The organism is Aminobacter ciceronei, assembly GCF_014138625.1.
GTDB classification, from domain to species: domain Bacteria; phylum Pseudomonadota; class Alphaproteobacteria; order Rhizobiales; family Rhizobiaceae; genus Aminobacter; species Aminobacter ciceronei.
The window spans coordinates 26,403-42,049 of sequence record NZ_JACJHY010000007.1 but is presented as its reverse complement, the minus strand read 5'-3'; the positions used below and the strand labels follow the sequence as shown (position 1 = coordinate 42,049).

Annotated in this window: 11 protein-coding genes and 1 pseudogene; 4 read left to right on the top strand and 8 right to left on the bottom strand. The window is 58.0% G+C overall.

The annotated features are described in order from the left end of the window. Nucleotides 1–58 precede the first annotated feature (58 nt). Nucleotides 59–409: an IS110 family transposase gene (locus HNQ95_RS09135; protein ID WP_182573919.1), complete on the top strand. Its 351-nt coding sequence runs from the start codon at nucleotides 59–61 to the stop codon at nucleotides 407–409. A gap of 1,297 nt (nucleotides 410–1,706) precedes the next feature. Then, complete coding sequence (locus HNQ95_RS09130; protein ID WP_182573918.1) at nucleotides 1,707–2,642, top strand: LysR substrate-binding domain-containing protein; 936 nt, start codon at nucleotides 1,707–1,709, stop codon at nucleotides 2,640–2,642. Between the two features lie 247 nt (nucleotides 2,643–2,889). Here HNQ95_RS09130 and HNQ95_RS09125 read toward each other — a convergent pair whose 3' ends face one another. From HNQ95_RS09125 to HNQ95_RS09095, 8 genes and pseudogenes are all read right to left on the bottom strand, one after another. Continuing rightward, nucleotides 2,890–3,786, bottom strand: a complete 897-nt coding sequence (locus HNQ95_RS09125; RefSeq protein WP_182573917.1) for an ABC transporter permease — start codon at nucleotides 3,784–3,786, stop codon at nucleotides 2,890–2,892. Between the two features lie 2 nt (nucleotides 3,787–3,788). Then, a complete protein-coding gene (locus tag HNQ95_RS09120; RefSeq protein ID WP_182573916.1) occupies nucleotides 3,789–4,706 on the bottom strand; it encodes an ABC transporter permease in 918 nt (305 codons plus the stop codon). A 166-nt stretch (nucleotides 4,707–4,872) separates the two neighbouring features. Continuing rightward, complete coding sequence (locus HNQ95_RS09115) at nucleotides 4,873–6,690, bottom strand: ABC transporter ATP-binding protein (protein WP_376769252.1); 1,818 nt, start codon at nucleotides 6,688–6,690, stop codon at nucleotides 4,873–4,875. A 129-nt stretch (nucleotides 6,691–6,819) separates the two neighbouring features. Next, nucleotides 6,820–8,349 carry an ABC transporter substrate-binding protein gene (locus HNQ95_RS09110; protein ID WP_182573914.1) on the bottom strand — a complete coding sequence of 510 codons (1,530 nt, stop codon included), beginning with the start codon at nucleotides 8,347–8,349 and terminating at the stop codon, nucleotides 6,820–6,822. 322 nt (nucleotides 8,350–8,671) lie between these two features. Then, nucleotides 8,672–9,010: pseudogene (locus HNQ95_RS34160) on the bottom strand (Tn3 family transposase); the annotation flags it as partial. 116 nt (nucleotides 9,011–9,126) lie between these two features. Continuing rightward, complete coding sequence (locus HNQ95_RS09105) at nucleotides 9,127–10,446, bottom strand: MFS transporter (RefSeq protein WP_182573913.1); 1,320 nt, start codon at nucleotides 10,444–10,446, stop codon at nucleotides 9,127–9,129. A gap of 31 nt (nucleotides 10,447–10,477) precedes the next feature. Continuing rightward, the gene (locus tag HNQ95_RS09100; protein ID WP_182573912.1) at nucleotides 10,478–11,014 is read right to left on the bottom strand and encodes a hypothetical protein; all 537 of its coding nucleotides are present in this window, start codon (nucleotides 11,012–11,014) and stop codon (nucleotides 10,478–10,480) included. A 104-nt stretch (nucleotides 11,015–11,118) separates the two neighbouring features. After that, entirely contained in the window at nucleotides 11,119–12,645 is a 1,527-nt protein-coding gene (locus HNQ95_RS09095) for a GNAT family N-acetyltransferase (RefSeq protein WP_182573911.1), read from the bottom strand. A gap of 10 nt (nucleotides 12,646–12,655) precedes the next feature. On the opposite strand from HNQ95_RS09095, the gene HNQ95_RS09090 reads away from it, so the two are divergent. Beyond that, nucleotides 12,656–14,410: a ParB/RepB/Spo0J family partition protein gene (locus HNQ95_RS09090; protein WP_210289153.1), complete on the top strand. Its 1,755-nt coding sequence runs from the start codon at nucleotides 12,656–12,658 to the stop codon at nucleotides 14,408–14,410. Between the two features lie 62 nt (nucleotides 14,411–14,472). After that, nucleotides 14,473–15,525 carry a DUF7146 domain-containing protein gene (locus HNQ95_RS09085; RefSeq protein ID WP_182573909.1) on the top strand — a complete coding sequence of 351 codons (1,053 nt, stop codon included), beginning with the start codon at nucleotides 14,473–14,475 and terminating at the stop codon, nucleotides 15,523–15,525. Nucleotides 15,526–15,647 lie beyond the last annotated feature (122 nt).

The window sequence follows — 15,647 nt, the reverse complement described above, 5'->3', positions numbered from 1 at the left end:
CCTCAAATGAGACTTGCGGCGATGATGTAGCCGGACGTTCCAGACGAGCTAAAGGAAGATGCGCCACCTCGACCAAGATGCGTCCGGAGCGCCGATTGCTGAGGACTTCGTGAGGGTTTCCTTGCTGGTCGAGAACGGGTTCGTCTTCACGCCGATTCATCCCAATGCTGTCAATGCATGCCGGCCCCACCACCTCACCGTGGCCGCCAAGTGCGACCTTGGCGACGCCGACATCTTTGCCGTCATCCTGCGCCCAGACGGCCACCGACTGGCGCCGCTCAGGCCAAAAATCAAGGTCCTGCGGGCGCTGGTGCGCACTCAGCTCACCGCCGAACTGGGCGATGCGCGCGCCCGCTTCCAAATCGAGGATCACCTCGTCGCCGAGGCCGGCATCGCGCCGGTCAGCTAGCAAAGCTGGCGATCTTGTAGCGTCGGTTCGCAATGGGCGCGCAACAATCGGCTGCGCGCCGCCGTCATGTGCTTCGCTAACAACTCCCGGCAAGCCAGCCCATGGGCCGCCAACGCTCGCGCTTGGCTGCGTATCCGCTGGAATGCACCGCACTACGCCGTGCCCAACGATCCTCGCAAACGTCCCGCCGCTCGAGCCATTCTCAAAACTGGTTGCCACAGGAAGTCTCATTTCTTGCTCCCGACCACGGAAGTATTTCCTTTCAAAGAACCTAAGTCGCATCCACAGCAGTCACGACCACTCGTCGCTTCACGCTAAGTAGCGGCACTCCAAGGAGCAAATAGAAAAACGCATAGGCATCATACGTATGAGATATGGGATCATTTCCGCAGGTAGCTTATCGGAGCCCTTGAGGCGGATATTGATCATCAATGAATTCAACAGGTCGTCACACGTGGCCATTTTGAAGCGCCTTAAACGGCGCTCATGGCTACCTGAAGGTTTTCATAGAGATGATCGAAGCGGGGAAGGTCTTGCCCTTTGATGTGGCATCAGAAGCTTCGCGGTTAAGAAAGCGTCAAACACGGGCAGTAGATCCTGTGATCGATGAATCGATTGTGGCGTGGTTAGCCTTCACTGTTGATTCAATATCCACGTTGATGGAAGTGGTTGCTGGGAAGGCCACCCGCCGGAGCGTTCGGCCGCTCGCACACCGCACCTAGGACTGACGTGAGCGCGCTACCAGTCCGGTAAGGCTCACCAGGGCAAGGTCAGCCGCGCTGGGGCTACAAACTGGCCCTCACCGCTCCCTGCATTCCCTGCTCGTGCTTTCGAAAAAATGGTCAAGCCGCAGGGCGTTGGCCCGCAAGTTGGTCGTTGTCCTGTCGATGGGCGAGGCGATCTCGTTGGCAGTCCCGAACCTGCCGAAACAATGTTCGCAAGGTCGTGAAACAGATCGAGCCGTCTGGCTCTCCTGCCCCAAATAGGTAGCGGTCCAAGCGCCAATCGTGCAGAGGCGAAAATAGCCCGCGGAGCGGTCCGAGAATCGTGCAGGAGCACTACGAACCAATCAGAGAAGCCTCTTAGAGTCATGCTTTACGAGCCGCATTTCCTCCCGACTAATGCAGTCACGTATGACTTACGCATGCTGGGCGTTGGTAGCGTATAAACACAAGATTCAGATTCTATTCGGCAAATAAACTTATGTATGTGGCTTATACGCTGATGATATGGTAAAAACCCATATGAGCGCTTGGCCTGTTGGAGAGTCTTGAGTGCAAGTTAGGGAGACCTCCCGATGATAAAATTGAGCTACTTCGAAACTTTCAACGCCGTGATGCTTTCAGGCTCGATGACGGGGGCAGCCAGCCTGCTACACACCTCACAGCCCAACGTCAGCAGATCGATATCGCGACTTGAAAAGGAAACGGGCCTTAAACTTTTTGAACGCGTGCCCGGCAAGCTGCTTCCCACCGCTGACGCTATTGCGCTCTTCGAAGAGGTGCAGCGCAGCTTTGTCGGCCTGCAAAAATTGACCGAAACCGCAGGTCGCATACAGCGATCGGGTAGTGGAATGTTGCGGGTAGGAGCAGTACAGGCTTTGTCGCTTTCTCTTATTCCCCGAGCGGTGAAGCGGTTTGGAGATGCCTTCCCCGAGGTCAGGCTGTCAATTCAAACCAGCCATTCTGACGTTCTTTCGGGTTGGGTGCGAGAGCATACGTGCGACATCGCGGTGATCTCGCACCCGGATGGAGACGACATGCTTCAACGGGAAATCCTCTACACGGCCGATGGCGTGTGCATCATGCACGCCACCCATCGGCTGGCCAACAAGACTGTCGTTACGCCTGAGGATTTGGTGGGGGAAAGACTCATTACGTTTCCCCAGGGCGATCCTCCACGCGCGGCGATGGATCGAATATTGCTCGATGCTGGCGTCAGTGTGTCGGCAGTTATCGAAACCTCGTACAGCGCAATAACCTGTTCGCTCGTCATGCAAGGCGCAGGCGTTGCTGTCGTCAACCCACACGTCGCGCGGGAGTATCTTCACGGAAGTCTAATTGTGAGGCCATTCGTTCCAGCACCAAGACACAAGGCCGTTATGATATTCCCAAAGGGAAAACCGCTCGGTCGCCCTGTTGCGAACTTTGTGGAGATACTGAAAGCACTAGTCGTCGAAGACCGGCAGCAAATCGCGACGCTGCTTCCAGCGAGGCCCGAACTAATCCAGTAGTGCTTTTCTCAGATCAGTCCAGCGGGCATCGCTTTTGTGCCGTGCCCGCTGGCCTCCAACTACAAGAGCCACTCGTGGGCTGATGGCTTACGCAACCTGAAATCGGCCATACCTGACTTGCTCCGATTGCCGTTGCCGCTTGTCTTTGAGGTTCGCCTATAGCCGAGCGAACAGGGTCTGCGGAATCTCTCCACTGCACCAGAGCGGCTTGACAGGTCCCCGGAGGTTTTGCCGGTACAGCTTGCGATCAGCGAGCTGTAACAACGCCAGCCGACCGAATGCTGCGACTTACCCTTCCAAGGCTGGGATCAATCGCGTCGCGCAGGCTGTCACCGACGATGTTGAACCCCAAAGTAACGAAGAGAAGACAGAGACCAGGTATCAGGACCAACTGCGGATTAGAAAAGAGATGCACCCGCGCCTGTGCTATCATTAGACCCCATTCCGCCGCAGGAGGCTGAGGACCCAGGCCGAGGAAACTGAGACCGCTTGCCATAAGAATCGCTTGACCGGCATCCAAGGTGAATTGCACGATGAGCGGGGATAAGATGTTCGGGAGGATATGTTTGATGAGGGTGACCCTATCATAGTTTCCAATGGCTCTCGATGCCTCGACGAACACGGCACTGCGCAGGGCCAAGGTCGAGGCTCGCGTTATGCGCGCGAAACTCGGGATGGTCGACACACCAATAGCCAATGAAATGCTGAACTCGCCGGGACCGAGGATTGTAACCACGATGATGCCGAGCAGTATTCTCGGCATGGCCAGGAGGACATCCATCAATCGCATGATGGCTGTCGAAATCGGGCTCTCGGAATAGTAACCCGCAAATAGACCAATTATTACGCCGGGAAGCGCGCCGAGAACCGCGCTCGTCAATCCAATGACCAGTGAATTCTGGCCGCCCCAGATAATGCGCGCGAGCATGTCTCGCCCGAGTTCGTCGGTTCCCAGCAAAGTACCCCTCTCACCCGGGAGTAACATTGCCATCGAAAGATTAGGCATTGTCGCGGCGGAATATGGGACTATCAGTGCTCCGCCTAGACAAAGCACGATAAAGAATAAAACCGCAAGACTGCCGGCGAGGGCCGCCTTGTCTCCTCTGATGGCAGCTATAATTCTGGCGACGTCACCGTTACCCATTTTCAGTTTCCTTTAATTCTTGGGTCAACGAATGGATACGACCAATCGACAAACCGATTCACGAGGATAATGACGATCGCAAAAGCGAGTATCGATCCCTGTGCGAGGGGGTAATCCCGCCACTTTACCGCGTCGACCAGCACTGACCCGAGCCCTCCTCTACCGAAGACGGCTTCTATGATTACAGAGCTTCCGATGAGATAGCCGATGTTCAATCCTACGATCGTATATACTGGAAGGATCGCGTTTCTTAGCGCGTGTTTGTAGATGACCACTCTTTCGCTCAAGCCTTTCGCTCTCGCCGTCCTGATGTAATCCGTGTTTAGCGCGTCGAGCATTGTCGAACGGGTTAGACGGGTAATCAGCGCTGTATTGTAAAGACCCAAAGTGAGTGCGGGCAGAACAAGCTTTGAGAGCGATCCTCTTCCCGATGCCGGAAACCATCCGAGCCTCATCGAGAAGATATACATAAGGCATAAGCCCGCTACGAAGATCGGGGTAGAGATGCCCAAAATGGAGGAGAAGGTCGCGACTTTGTCGATCAACTTTCTCCGGTGCAGGGCGGATGCAATACCGAGCGGAACGCCGATCAGGACGGAGATAGCCGTTGCGGCGACTGCTAGTTCGATACTTGAGGGAAGCCTGATCAAGATCTCCTGCATTACCGGCTGCTTGAAATGGATGGAGAATCCCAAATCGCCTTGCAGGGCTTTCGTCAAGAAGGTCCAGTATTGCACGACGAGAGGCTGGTCAAAGCCCCACTCCGTCCGTATGGCCGCGACAACTTCTGCCGGAGCGTCCAATCCGGCGAATAGCCTGGCCGGGTCGCCAGGAATCAAGCGCGGCACCATAAATGCAATAAATGACACGCACAGCAGCAGGAGTATTAGTTCGGTCATTTTCTTGGTGAATTGTAACACTGGAATCCTCATTCCTTAGGTTCGGTACGGGTGCAGCACCAAACACGTGGCTAACGCGATGCCTTTGGGTAGCCGATGCCCTACTTTTCTCGCCAACCCCCGTCTGAATCGAAGCGGGGTGGAAGGCGGCACTTCTACTGAAGACTCTAACCGCGTGTCCCGATACCTAATTCGGCATCAGTTCGTCGTACGAAACCATCACCGAGTGGCCGGGTGACACCTGACGGAACTGACGCACGGGCGGGACATAGTCTGGTGACCTGACTGGGCTTTTGATCTCCCCGTTCAAGGCGGCCCTTCTCTCGGGCCGCCGCGTCGGATCGGCTACCGGCACCGCCGCCAACAGTCGTTTCGTGTATGGGTGCTGCGGGTTCTGGAAGATCGCCTCACGCGACCCGATCTCTACAATCTCGCCTAGGTACATCACGGCCACGCGGTGGCTGACCCGCTCTACAACGCCCATGTCGTGAGAGATGAACAAGTAACCCAAGCCCATGCGGGCCTGCAGGTCTAGCATCAGGTTCACGACTTGGGCCTTGACGGATACGTCGAGTGCCGAAACGGCCTCGTCCGCCACTATCAGCCCCGGCTCAAGCGAAAGCGCTCGCGCGATGCATATGCGCTGGCGCTGTCCGCCTGAGAACTCGTGCGGAAAACGTTCCGCCATCTCCGGCTGCAAGCCGACCTGACGGAGAAGATCGGCCACCTTCTCCCGCGCTTGGGAGCGAGTAGCAAGCTTGTTGGCTAACAGAGGTTCCGCGACTGCGGCGCCGATGCTCAATCGCGGGTTCAGACTGGCGAACGGATCCTGAAAGATCATTTGCATTTGTCTGCGGGCGTTCCGCAATTCAGCCTTGTTGAGCTTCATCAGATCAACACCGTTGAGCGCCAAGGTTCCTGAATCCGGATCGGACAGCCGCAACACTGCGCGTCCAGTCGTCGATTTACCGCAACCCGACTCGCCGACTAATGCGAGCGTCTCGCCAACATTGACGTTAAACGAGACGTTCTCCACCGCATGGACTCTGCCTTTCACAGGCGAGAGTATGCCCGAGCGCATGTCGAAGCGCTTTGTTAGGCCCTTGACCTCTAGTAGCGGCCTCTGCGTGATCTTGACGGTATCGGGCACTTCGACCGGAACGTCGCACTCACCTGTCACGCGATTGACGACAGGAAATCGCATAGGCCGCTTGCGACCTTCCATGGATCCAAGCCTGGGCACAGCAGCAAGCAGCGCACGCGTATAGGGATGCTTCGGATGCGCGAATATGTCAGCGGTAGCGCCCGTCTCAACGGCCTCGCCATTGTACATCACGACGGTCCGGTCTGCGATCTCCGCCACCACGCCCATATCGTGCGTGATAAAGAGAACAGACATACCCTCTTCCTTTTGAAGAGACTTTATCAGATCGAGGATCTGCGCTTGAATCGTCACGTCGAGCGCGGTAGTAGGCTCGTCGGCAATCAGAATCTTGGGGTTGCAGGCTAGGGCCATAGCAATCATGACGCGCTGGCGCATGCCGCCAGAGAAATTGTGCGGATAGTCCCGGATTCTCGACTTCGCAGTCGGTATGCGGACCTTTTCAAGCAGGCGGATGGTTTCCGCCTTGGCTTCCGAATGCGAGAGCCCGCGATGCGTGATCAAGGCCTCACCAATCTGGGATCCAATGGAATAGACCGGATTGAGAGAGGTCATCGGCTCCTGGAATATCATGGCGATCTTGTTGCCGCGGATTTGGCGGATCTCGTCGTCCGGCAAAGTGAGCAGGTTCTTGCCCTCAAACCAGATGGCGCCCTCAATCTTGCTCGAGTTGGGCGGTGTCAGCCGCATTATCGAGAGGGCCGTGACGCTCTTTCCGCTACCCGATTCTCCAACGACTGCGAGGGTTTCACCTTCCTCGATATAGAGCGATACGCCATCGACGGCATTAAAACCTCCTTCGGCGGTATCAAAGGTTGTAACCAGATTTTCGATTTGCAGGATTTTTGCGGCCAACTTAACCGACCTCCATGATTACGTTGACGCGAACTTGCCGCACCAATGTGTGAGCCTATTATTCGTCGGGAGCAGGAGTGCAGGCCTTCAAACAGCCAGCACTCCTGCTTTATTTTCTTACTGCTTCACGACCCGGTCTAACCGCCAATCCTGATTGCCGTAGAACTTGTAGCCGGAGAAGCCTTTTCGCACTCCGACCAACTGGCTTTGGCCGAACAGCCAGAGTTCTGGCGCGTCTTCCCACACGATCTTTTCCGCCTGCGCGTACAGCTTGTTTCGCTCCTCAAGGGAAAAATTCTGGCTCGCTTCGGATAGTAGCCTGTCTACCTCGGGGTTGCTGTATTGCGAGGTGTTAGGTGGAAGATGATCTTTGTCCGGCATTTTCTGGGTGCCCCAGATTCTCTGGATCCTCCAGTGAGCCGTCGGAATCGAGGAACCCAACATATGCATGCCACGGTCAATTAATGTGCTTTGGAACTCTGTCACGTAAGTGGCCCATTCGCTCATCTTGAGCTCGACATTTATGCCCACCTGCGCGAGATACCCCTGCACAGCTTCACTTACTTCCCGTGCCTTCATGTATCGACCCTCGGGCGCAAGCGCGATTGTCGAAAAGCCGTTAGGATACCCGGCCTCCGCAAGGAGCTCTTTTGCTTTCTCGGGGTTGTATTCGTAACCGCCGAAATCAGCGAAGGCCTGCACGCCGGGCGAGAACGGGCCCTTCGGAACGACGCCATATCCGCCCAATATCGTCTTGACGATGGCTTCGCGATCGACGGCATACATCATCGCCTGACGGACAAGCTTGTTGTCGTATGGCGCGCCCTTCCACATCTGGTGCGTAAACGACACCATCATGGTGGACGGTTTGCTGATCACTTCGATATTCGGATCCGCTTCGAGTGGAGGTAGACTTTCCGGGCTCAGGCCCGTCGCGATATCGACTTCGCCGGTCTGAAGCATGATGACGCGGGCCGAAACCTCTGGAACCGGTGTGTAGGATATTCGATCGGGAGTTCCGGGCGTTCCGTAATAATTCGGATTTCGGACCAGCACTGTCTCGCCGGAAATGTCGTAGGATTCGAGCATGTAGGGGCCGGTGCCAACCGGCTTCATGCCATATTCCAACACAGAGTACTTGCTGGTTGCACTCCGGCTTAGCATAGCCAGATGGTACGTCGCCAAGTTTTCGAGCAGCGGAGCATAAGGCTTTCGCGTGGTGATCTTTACAATGTAGTCATCGACGACGTCGACCTTGGAGATTTCAGCGACCTTGGCCCGATTCGGCGAAGCCGTCTTAGGGTCGAGGATGCGCTCGAGGGTGAATTTGACCGAATCTGCGTTGAAGGGCGAGCCGTCAGAAAACTTGACGCCCTTTTTCAGGTAGAAAGTCCACGTCAGACCATCCTCGCTGTTATCCCAACGCTCTGCCAGGCTCGGAACAATGCTTCCATAATTCTCGTCGCCAAAATCCACGAGCGTGTCGTAGATGTGCATCGCCACCGAGAGACTTGTCACCTCGAGCTGCGGGTCAAAGGCATCGAGGTGGCTGCCGCCTGCGATCCTTACCTCCTCGGCTTCACTTTTGGCGGCGCCGGCGGACCCCATCAGAGCCGCGGCAATCAAAAGTACGAAAGCTTTTTTCATGTTCAACCTCCACTATTTTTTTGTTACTCGGGCCGCCGTTTCAAGCCAGAAACCGCGGAGGTCTCCGCAACTTGGATCCATGTCGTAAGGCCGGACATCCGATCGATCCAAGCTAAACAGCTTTGTAACACCCGGAGCAAATCGAAATACTTATACAGTCCATCCGCTTTTGATATGCCGCTGAAAGCACGATCGACCAGCTTGTTCCCTTTAGGCTCGACCTGCGGCTAACCGCGCGTGGCGACGAAGCCATGCCGGCGACTTGAGTACCTACTCGATCATGGAGAGCCACCGCTCGAGCCTACCAAGCTCCCGTAGCCCGAAGAGGAAACATGTCGCGGATTTGGGTGTTAAAGTCCTGCAACGGACGGAACCTCGCCCACGCTCACCGAACGATCAATGTTGCAGCTTCAAGGGCGAACCCCTTCGGGCTTCCCACTAGTTCCCGATAGGCAAGCCGTTTTAGGGGTTTAAATCCAACATTTGCCGGGCTTCGGCGAGCCAGGCCGCGCCACTCCCTTGGGCACAAAGACCGAGGCGGTCGTGAATGTTGAGCGCGGCATCAGATGCTCGTCGATCGGTCGGAACCATCGGCTACATTGAGCCAGATGTCAGCGGAGCGAAGCCTGGCTCGCGATGCGGCAAGCGTCGAAATATCATATGGCGACGATCAGCTATTCTGCTGCCGGAAGGCTAAGCTTCGATCTGCTGACAGTGACTTGGACGCGATCGGGAAGTGCAAAAGGCTATCTCCAAGCTCCACAAACCTTTTGATAGCTAGGCCCGCGGCCAAGCCGTATGGCGATCATCAATGACATAGCCATGGGAATGCTCGTACCCGCCCTCCGTCCATACGGCATCGGCAAGATGCTCATGGTCGTGAGGCAGATCGTCGTGTGTATGCGCCACAACGTCTGGATCATGACGGGGCCAGAGCCATAGTGCGGCAACATAGGCAACAGCACTTACGATACCTAGCAGGATGAAGGTTGCCGGCAAGCCGACAAGAGCGCCAACCCGACCAGCAATCGGATAGGTGATCAGCCAGCAGGCATGCGAAAGCGCGAACTGCGCGGCAAACAATGCTGGCCGGTCGACTGGGGCGGCCGAACGGCGGAGCAGACGACCCGACGGCGTCAGGGTCAAGGAGAAGCCCAAGCCGAGCACGAACCACAGGATAAGGAGTTTCGGATAGCTCATGGCCAATGGCCCGACGAGCACGCCGACCACCATGAGGCCCGCTCCGGTCAGCATGGCAACGCGATCGGCCATGTTCTCGAGCAAGCGGGGCAGCGACAGTGCGGCGAGCATCGAACCTGCACCAAAAGCTGCTAAGGCCAGCGCCGTCTGACGTTCGCCAAGCCCGAACTGCCCCTGCACGAGCACGACGGTATTGACGATCACCATCGCGCTCGCTCCCGCGACCGCCATATTAAGCGCCAGAAGTCCCCGCAACCTTGGCGTTGCAAGGTAGATGCGGATACCCCGTGTCGTGCGTTCGTAGATCCCGCGCGGTTGCGAAGGATGGGGGCTTGGCAGCACGACCGAAAGAACCAGGGCGGCCGACGCCAGGAAGCCGACAACAGTTCCGGCAAACAGGCTGTGGAAGCTGATGACCGACAAGAGAGCGGCCGCGAGCATCGGGCTGGCGACGCTTTCAAGGTCATAGGCCAAGCGCGAAAGAGACAACGCGCGCGTGTAGTCTTTCTCCTCCGGCAACACGTCCGGGATCGTCGCCTGAAACGTCGGGGTAAAGCCCGCAGAAGCAGCCTGGAGGAGGAAGATCAGCACATAGATTTGCCAGATCTCCGTCACGAAAGGCAGGGCAACCGCAACAGCTGCGCGGACAAGATCCAGTGCAACCAGCATCGACCTGCGCGGCAATCTTTCGGCGAAGGCCGCGGCAATCGGCGCAACGCCGACATAAGCGATCATCTTGATTGCAAGGGCAGTCCCAAGGACCGCACCTGCATTTGCTCCTGCCAGTTCAAACGCAAGCAATCCGAGAGCGACTGTCGCCAACCCGGTACCGATAAGGGCTATCACCTGCGCCAGGAACAGGTGGCGATAGACACGGTTTGACAGAACGCTAAGCATGGGGTCCTCGGAGAGATTATCAGTGGGCTGGTCAGTGGCGGGTTCGAGACGCGATCGAACTCGCCATGACCATGTGCCGGGCGGATGGCGATACAGGTGCTGTAACCTTGACCAATTGCCGGCGCCCCCCGGCTATCAGCACGTAGACCCTGGAAACCTGCAGGCCATCGCTTTCCTCGCCGAACTTCTCGGCGTCGGTTCGGACAAGGAAGCGTTCTTCGAATGAGGCAAATTGCCCGTCGAAAAATGCGATTGTGCAGCTGTCTATTGCCTGGCCACCCAAAGTTGCACTGGCGGCGCCGATCAGTACTTTCGCCCCAAGCCCGGTCACATCAGCCGTCCATGACTTCGAGACCTCCCAACTCGGAACGGGGACAAGCGCAGCAATGGTCGCGGTCGCCTCCCAGGATTCTCGGCTTGCGGTCTCGGACACGCGCACGAAGTCGGATTCGGCTGCAAGACAGGTTTCGTGGAAGAAGTCCAAGGCAATGTCCGCGTCATCAGCCCAGCAAGGTGGCGACATCAGACAGGCCGCAGTCATTCCTGAAATGACGATCTGTCCAGTCACGCTTCAGTCCTCAGGCCATTTTCCAGATAGCTATCGCCTTATGAATTCTCCAAATGCTATCCCCCTGGATGGGATATTTGTCAACAGCACCCGTGGGACCAATCTCAAATTGCCGCCAGAAACATCTCCGGCATCCATGCAAGGCATGGATCGAGCAAGGCACCCAAAAATGCGATCGCGACAGGCGGCCTGCCGGCATCCTTGCGTGCTTTCGACACCTCTTCGTAATTCCGGCTGGCGCTATCAAACTCGGGGTTGATACTCAGCGCCTTCTTGAACTGCGCCTCAGCTTCCCCAAGACGGCCCAGGCTCTGCAACGCCATGCCAAGGTTGTTGTAAGCCTCGGCAAATTGTGGGCTCAAGCCTATAGCCATGTCGTAGCAACGCGCAGCATCTTCAAGCCGGCCTGTCGCGCGCATTGCATTGCCGAGATTGTTGTGGGCGGCCGGATGCCCAGGATCGGCCTCGATCGCACGTCCGAGATAGATTTCGGCCGCGGCGAACTCCTGCTTTTGCAGGCAAGCGACGCCCATCATGTAGTTCGCCCTGAAATGTCGTGGCGCCTGCGCAAGCACCGATGCATAGATCTGCGCCGCCTGCCCCACACGACCGGCCCGGTGCAGCTCGATCGCCTTGGCGAGGATCGGCGCCGTCTCGGCCTCGATCAGTCGCAGAAGCTCGAGAGCCTCCTCAAAGGCATCATCCACCTCCTGTATCTGTCTGCAGCCGATCGACGCAAGCTTGGATTCTCCTTCGCGGTGCAGCCGCTTCGCCCAGGAAAAGACTGACCTGAGCGTTCGGCGGTCAAGCCGTTCGCCGAGATTGCGAGCGCTCACCGTCGAGATGCTCGTGCCTTCGATAAGCCTCTTCTGGGATCCGAATGCCGCCTTGTACCCGTAGTTTCCTGTTCCAAGATCGTAGCTGACAAAGCCGTTGGCGATGGCCCATCGCATCGTGAATATGTGCAGGGCAAAGCCGGGCGGAAGCTTGGTGACGGCCGGGTCGCGGCCAGCAAGGAAACAGTGGATGGTGCCCTTTTCCCTATCGACGAAATTGAGATGGACACCGATCGGCACGCCGTCTTTGCGAAGCACCAGAACGAGCAGCCGCCCGTCCCGGAACAGACCAGGCAACATCGCGCGGCAGTTCCCAATGAGACCGCGTGCATAAGACGGGTCTCTATCCTGCCAGCGGCCCAGCCAGAACCGGAAAAGTGTGTCGACGTCCTGCCCGATTGTATGCGGGTCGGAAATCGTCACCCCGTACTCGCTGTTTTCATCGATCAAGCGCAGATAATGCCTGGCATTGCGCCGAGCCAGCCTGCCGAGACGAACGGTAAGATAATGCTCCCAGTCGGACGGCAACTCGACATGGACGAACACGTCGTGGTCGATGTCCTCGCCGCTCTCGGTAACATGCGGCCTGCGAACGATCTTCTGCTCGACAAATTGCGTCCCGTGGAAGTGCCTGAGAAACAGGTCGCGCCGTTCGGGTGAAACGTGAAAATCCTCCAGTTGCAGGCTTCGCCAGTTCATCCGCTGGATCTGCCAAGCAAGGGCCGCAACCGCATCATCTTCATGTTCAGGCCTGCACAGCAGACCCGTGTAAACCGCGAAATAGGACCCAGCCATCCGAAGGCTGTTGTTACATCCTCTCGACCAGTTCAAGGCGTTCAAGCGCATGCTGGAAAATGGAATGTCGAAAGAAGAAATCGCCGACGCGTATCGAACCACGCCGCGCTACATTGCCCAGCGCCTTCGCCTCGTCGCGGTGGCCCCATCCTTACTCGAAGCGTATGCGCGCCAGGAAATGACGCTCGCGATGCTGGAGGCATTTACCGTCAATCCCGATCATGCGCGACAGCAGCAAGTATGGGAGCGCATCTGCGGCTCTTGGCAGAAGGAGCCGTGGCAGATCCGCCGCCTACTGACAGACACGACGGTCCCAACGACTGACAAGCGTGCCCTCTGCGTCGGCATCGATGCCTACAGGGCCGCCGGCGGTATCGTCCTGCGAGATCTCTTCTGTGACGACAACAGCGGTTGGCTGGAGGATGTCCCCCTCCTCGACCGCCTCGTCGACGAGATGCTGCAAGGCATCGCAGACCAACTGGCCAAACAGGGCTGGAAGTGGATCACGGCACATGTCGAACTTCCCTATGGCCACAGCAACGGTCTGCGGAAGTTGATCGGCGCGACCGAGGCACTCAGCGAAGAAGAGAGCGCAACCCGCGAAGCGCTGCGCAACGAACAGGAAGAGCTGGAAGTCGAATACAGCGGAGCCGACGAATTGCCCGACGCCATCGACCAGCGGCTTGCTGAAATCGAAACGGCACTCTCGGCCTTCGAAGTCAGGCCCACGACATTCGACCCAGCCGACATCGCTCGCGCTGGCGTCTTCCTCAGCATCAGTCGGCAGGGGGAGCTTGTTGTCGACCCAGGTTATGTCCGACTAGAGGACGAGGCCCCGAGGGTTGCCAACAGCGAAAGCTGTGAAGACTCCAACGAGGACCCTCAGTTGCGAGACGTTGACCGTGACGGCGTTCAGCGCACCGTCATCTCCATCGGCGGCCAACTGGTCGATAAGGAGGAAGTGGACGACGAGGTTATCAAACCCCTTCCCGATGGCCTGGTCGGCGAACTTACCGCCCACCGCACGCTCGCGCTGCAGAACGCACTCGCCGGCAATCCCCATGTCGCAATGACGGCGCTGCTGCATCGCATGGTGATGGAGCGCTATCATTTTGCGGCTCCCACCGGATGCCTGGAAATCTCGGTGCGCCAGGCCTCCTTCTCGGCGCAGGGCACAGATCTCAAGGAAACGCCATCGGCCAAGGCGATCATCGAGCGCTACGACGCATGGAAGTCAGACCTGCCTTCTGACGAAAGTGCGCTCTGGGACTGGGTCGCCGCGCTCGATGATACAAGCCGGATGGCCCTTCTCGCCCATTGCGTCAGCTACGGTGTCAATGCGGTCCATGAGCGCCCAAACCCGTATGGCAGTTCCGGCCCGACCCCGCACAGCCTCAATTGCCGTCTCACTGGCGCGGACCGCCTGGCGCGCGCTACCGGATTCGACATGGTGAACGACGCCAACTGGAAGCCGACCGTCGAGAACTATCTCGGCCGGGTCACCAAGGCGCGGATCCTTGCAGCCGTCCTCGAAGGTGCAGGTGAGCGCGCCGCCTCGCTCATCCAGCATTTGAAGAAGGGCGAGATGGCGCAAGAAGCTGAACGTCTCCTGCGCGATGCTGGGTGGCTGCCCGAACCGCTGCAACCCCTCGCAGCGACAGACGTCGAAGACGTGACGGCAGACGGGGGCGCAACGGCCATTGGCGAAACTGACGCCATGCATGACACTGATGCCGACGAGGTTCCTCCCATCGCGGCCGAATGAAGCCACCCTGCCCAAATACCTGGCCCGCCGGCGACGGCGGGCCAAATCTTTTGAGGCCTATCATGGTTGAGACACCACGCGATCTCGCTACTCGCCTTGCAATTCGGGTTGAGGCAGTGTGCCGGCACTATCTGTCAAATGGACATCGCCAAGGTCGCTACTGGCTTGTTGGCGATGTCCGAAATGCGCCTGGCCGCTCCATGTTCGTCCGTCTGAAGGGACCGGGATCAGGAAAAGGAGCTGCGGGAAAGTGGACGGATGCCGCGACCGGCGAGCACGGTGACCTGCTCGACGTCATCCGCGAAAGTCTTCACCTCGTCGACTTCAGGGACGTTGTCCAGGAGGCAAGATCATTCCTCTCCATGCCACCTCCTGACCAGGGCAAATGGATCGCCGGCCATGGATCAGCACCACTGGGATCGACAGAGTCAGCACGCCGCCTCCTTGCCATGGCGCAGCCTGTCGGGCGAACCCTCGTCGAGGAATATTTGCGCAATCGTGGCATTACGGCCCTGCACGACACTGGTGCTCTCCGTTACCATCCACGCTGCTATTACCGCCCAGACGAATACGCTCCCACCGAAACCTGGCCGGCGATGATCGCTGCCGTCACCGACCTTTCCGGCAAGCTGACGGGTGCGCAGCGCACGTGGCTCGATCCTAGAGGCTTCAGCGAAGCCAATCTCGGCCGTGCGCCTCTCTGCACGCCCCGGCGCGCCATGGGCAACCTGCTCGGGCACGCAGTCCGTTTCGGCACAGGCAGCGATGTCATGGTGGCCGGCGAAGGCATCGAAACGACATTGTCGGTCAAATCCGCGTTGCCTCATGCAGCTTCGATGGCGGCGCTTTCAGCCGGACACCTATCTGCGATCATCTTTCCGCACACGCTGCGCCGGCTCTACATCGCACGCGACAACGATCCGGCAGGCGATAAGGCGATCGCAACACTGCTCGCGCGCACCCGTGCGGTAGGGATCGAGGCGATCATGCTCACGCCACGGCTTGGCGATTTCAACGAAGACCTCAGGCTGCTCGGTCTCGACGCATTGACCGCGAGGTTGAAGTTGCAGGTCGCTCCTCAGGACATCGCACGCTTCATGCCCTCGGCCGACTGACGGTAGGGGATCGAGAGCGGCGCCGCAGCATCGTGCGCTGTCGCGTGACGGAGGCCAGCCTTCAACGCTGCGAAGCCGCATCCACGGCCTTCAAGTGGGCGATCGGGCGTCAGCCAGGCCGG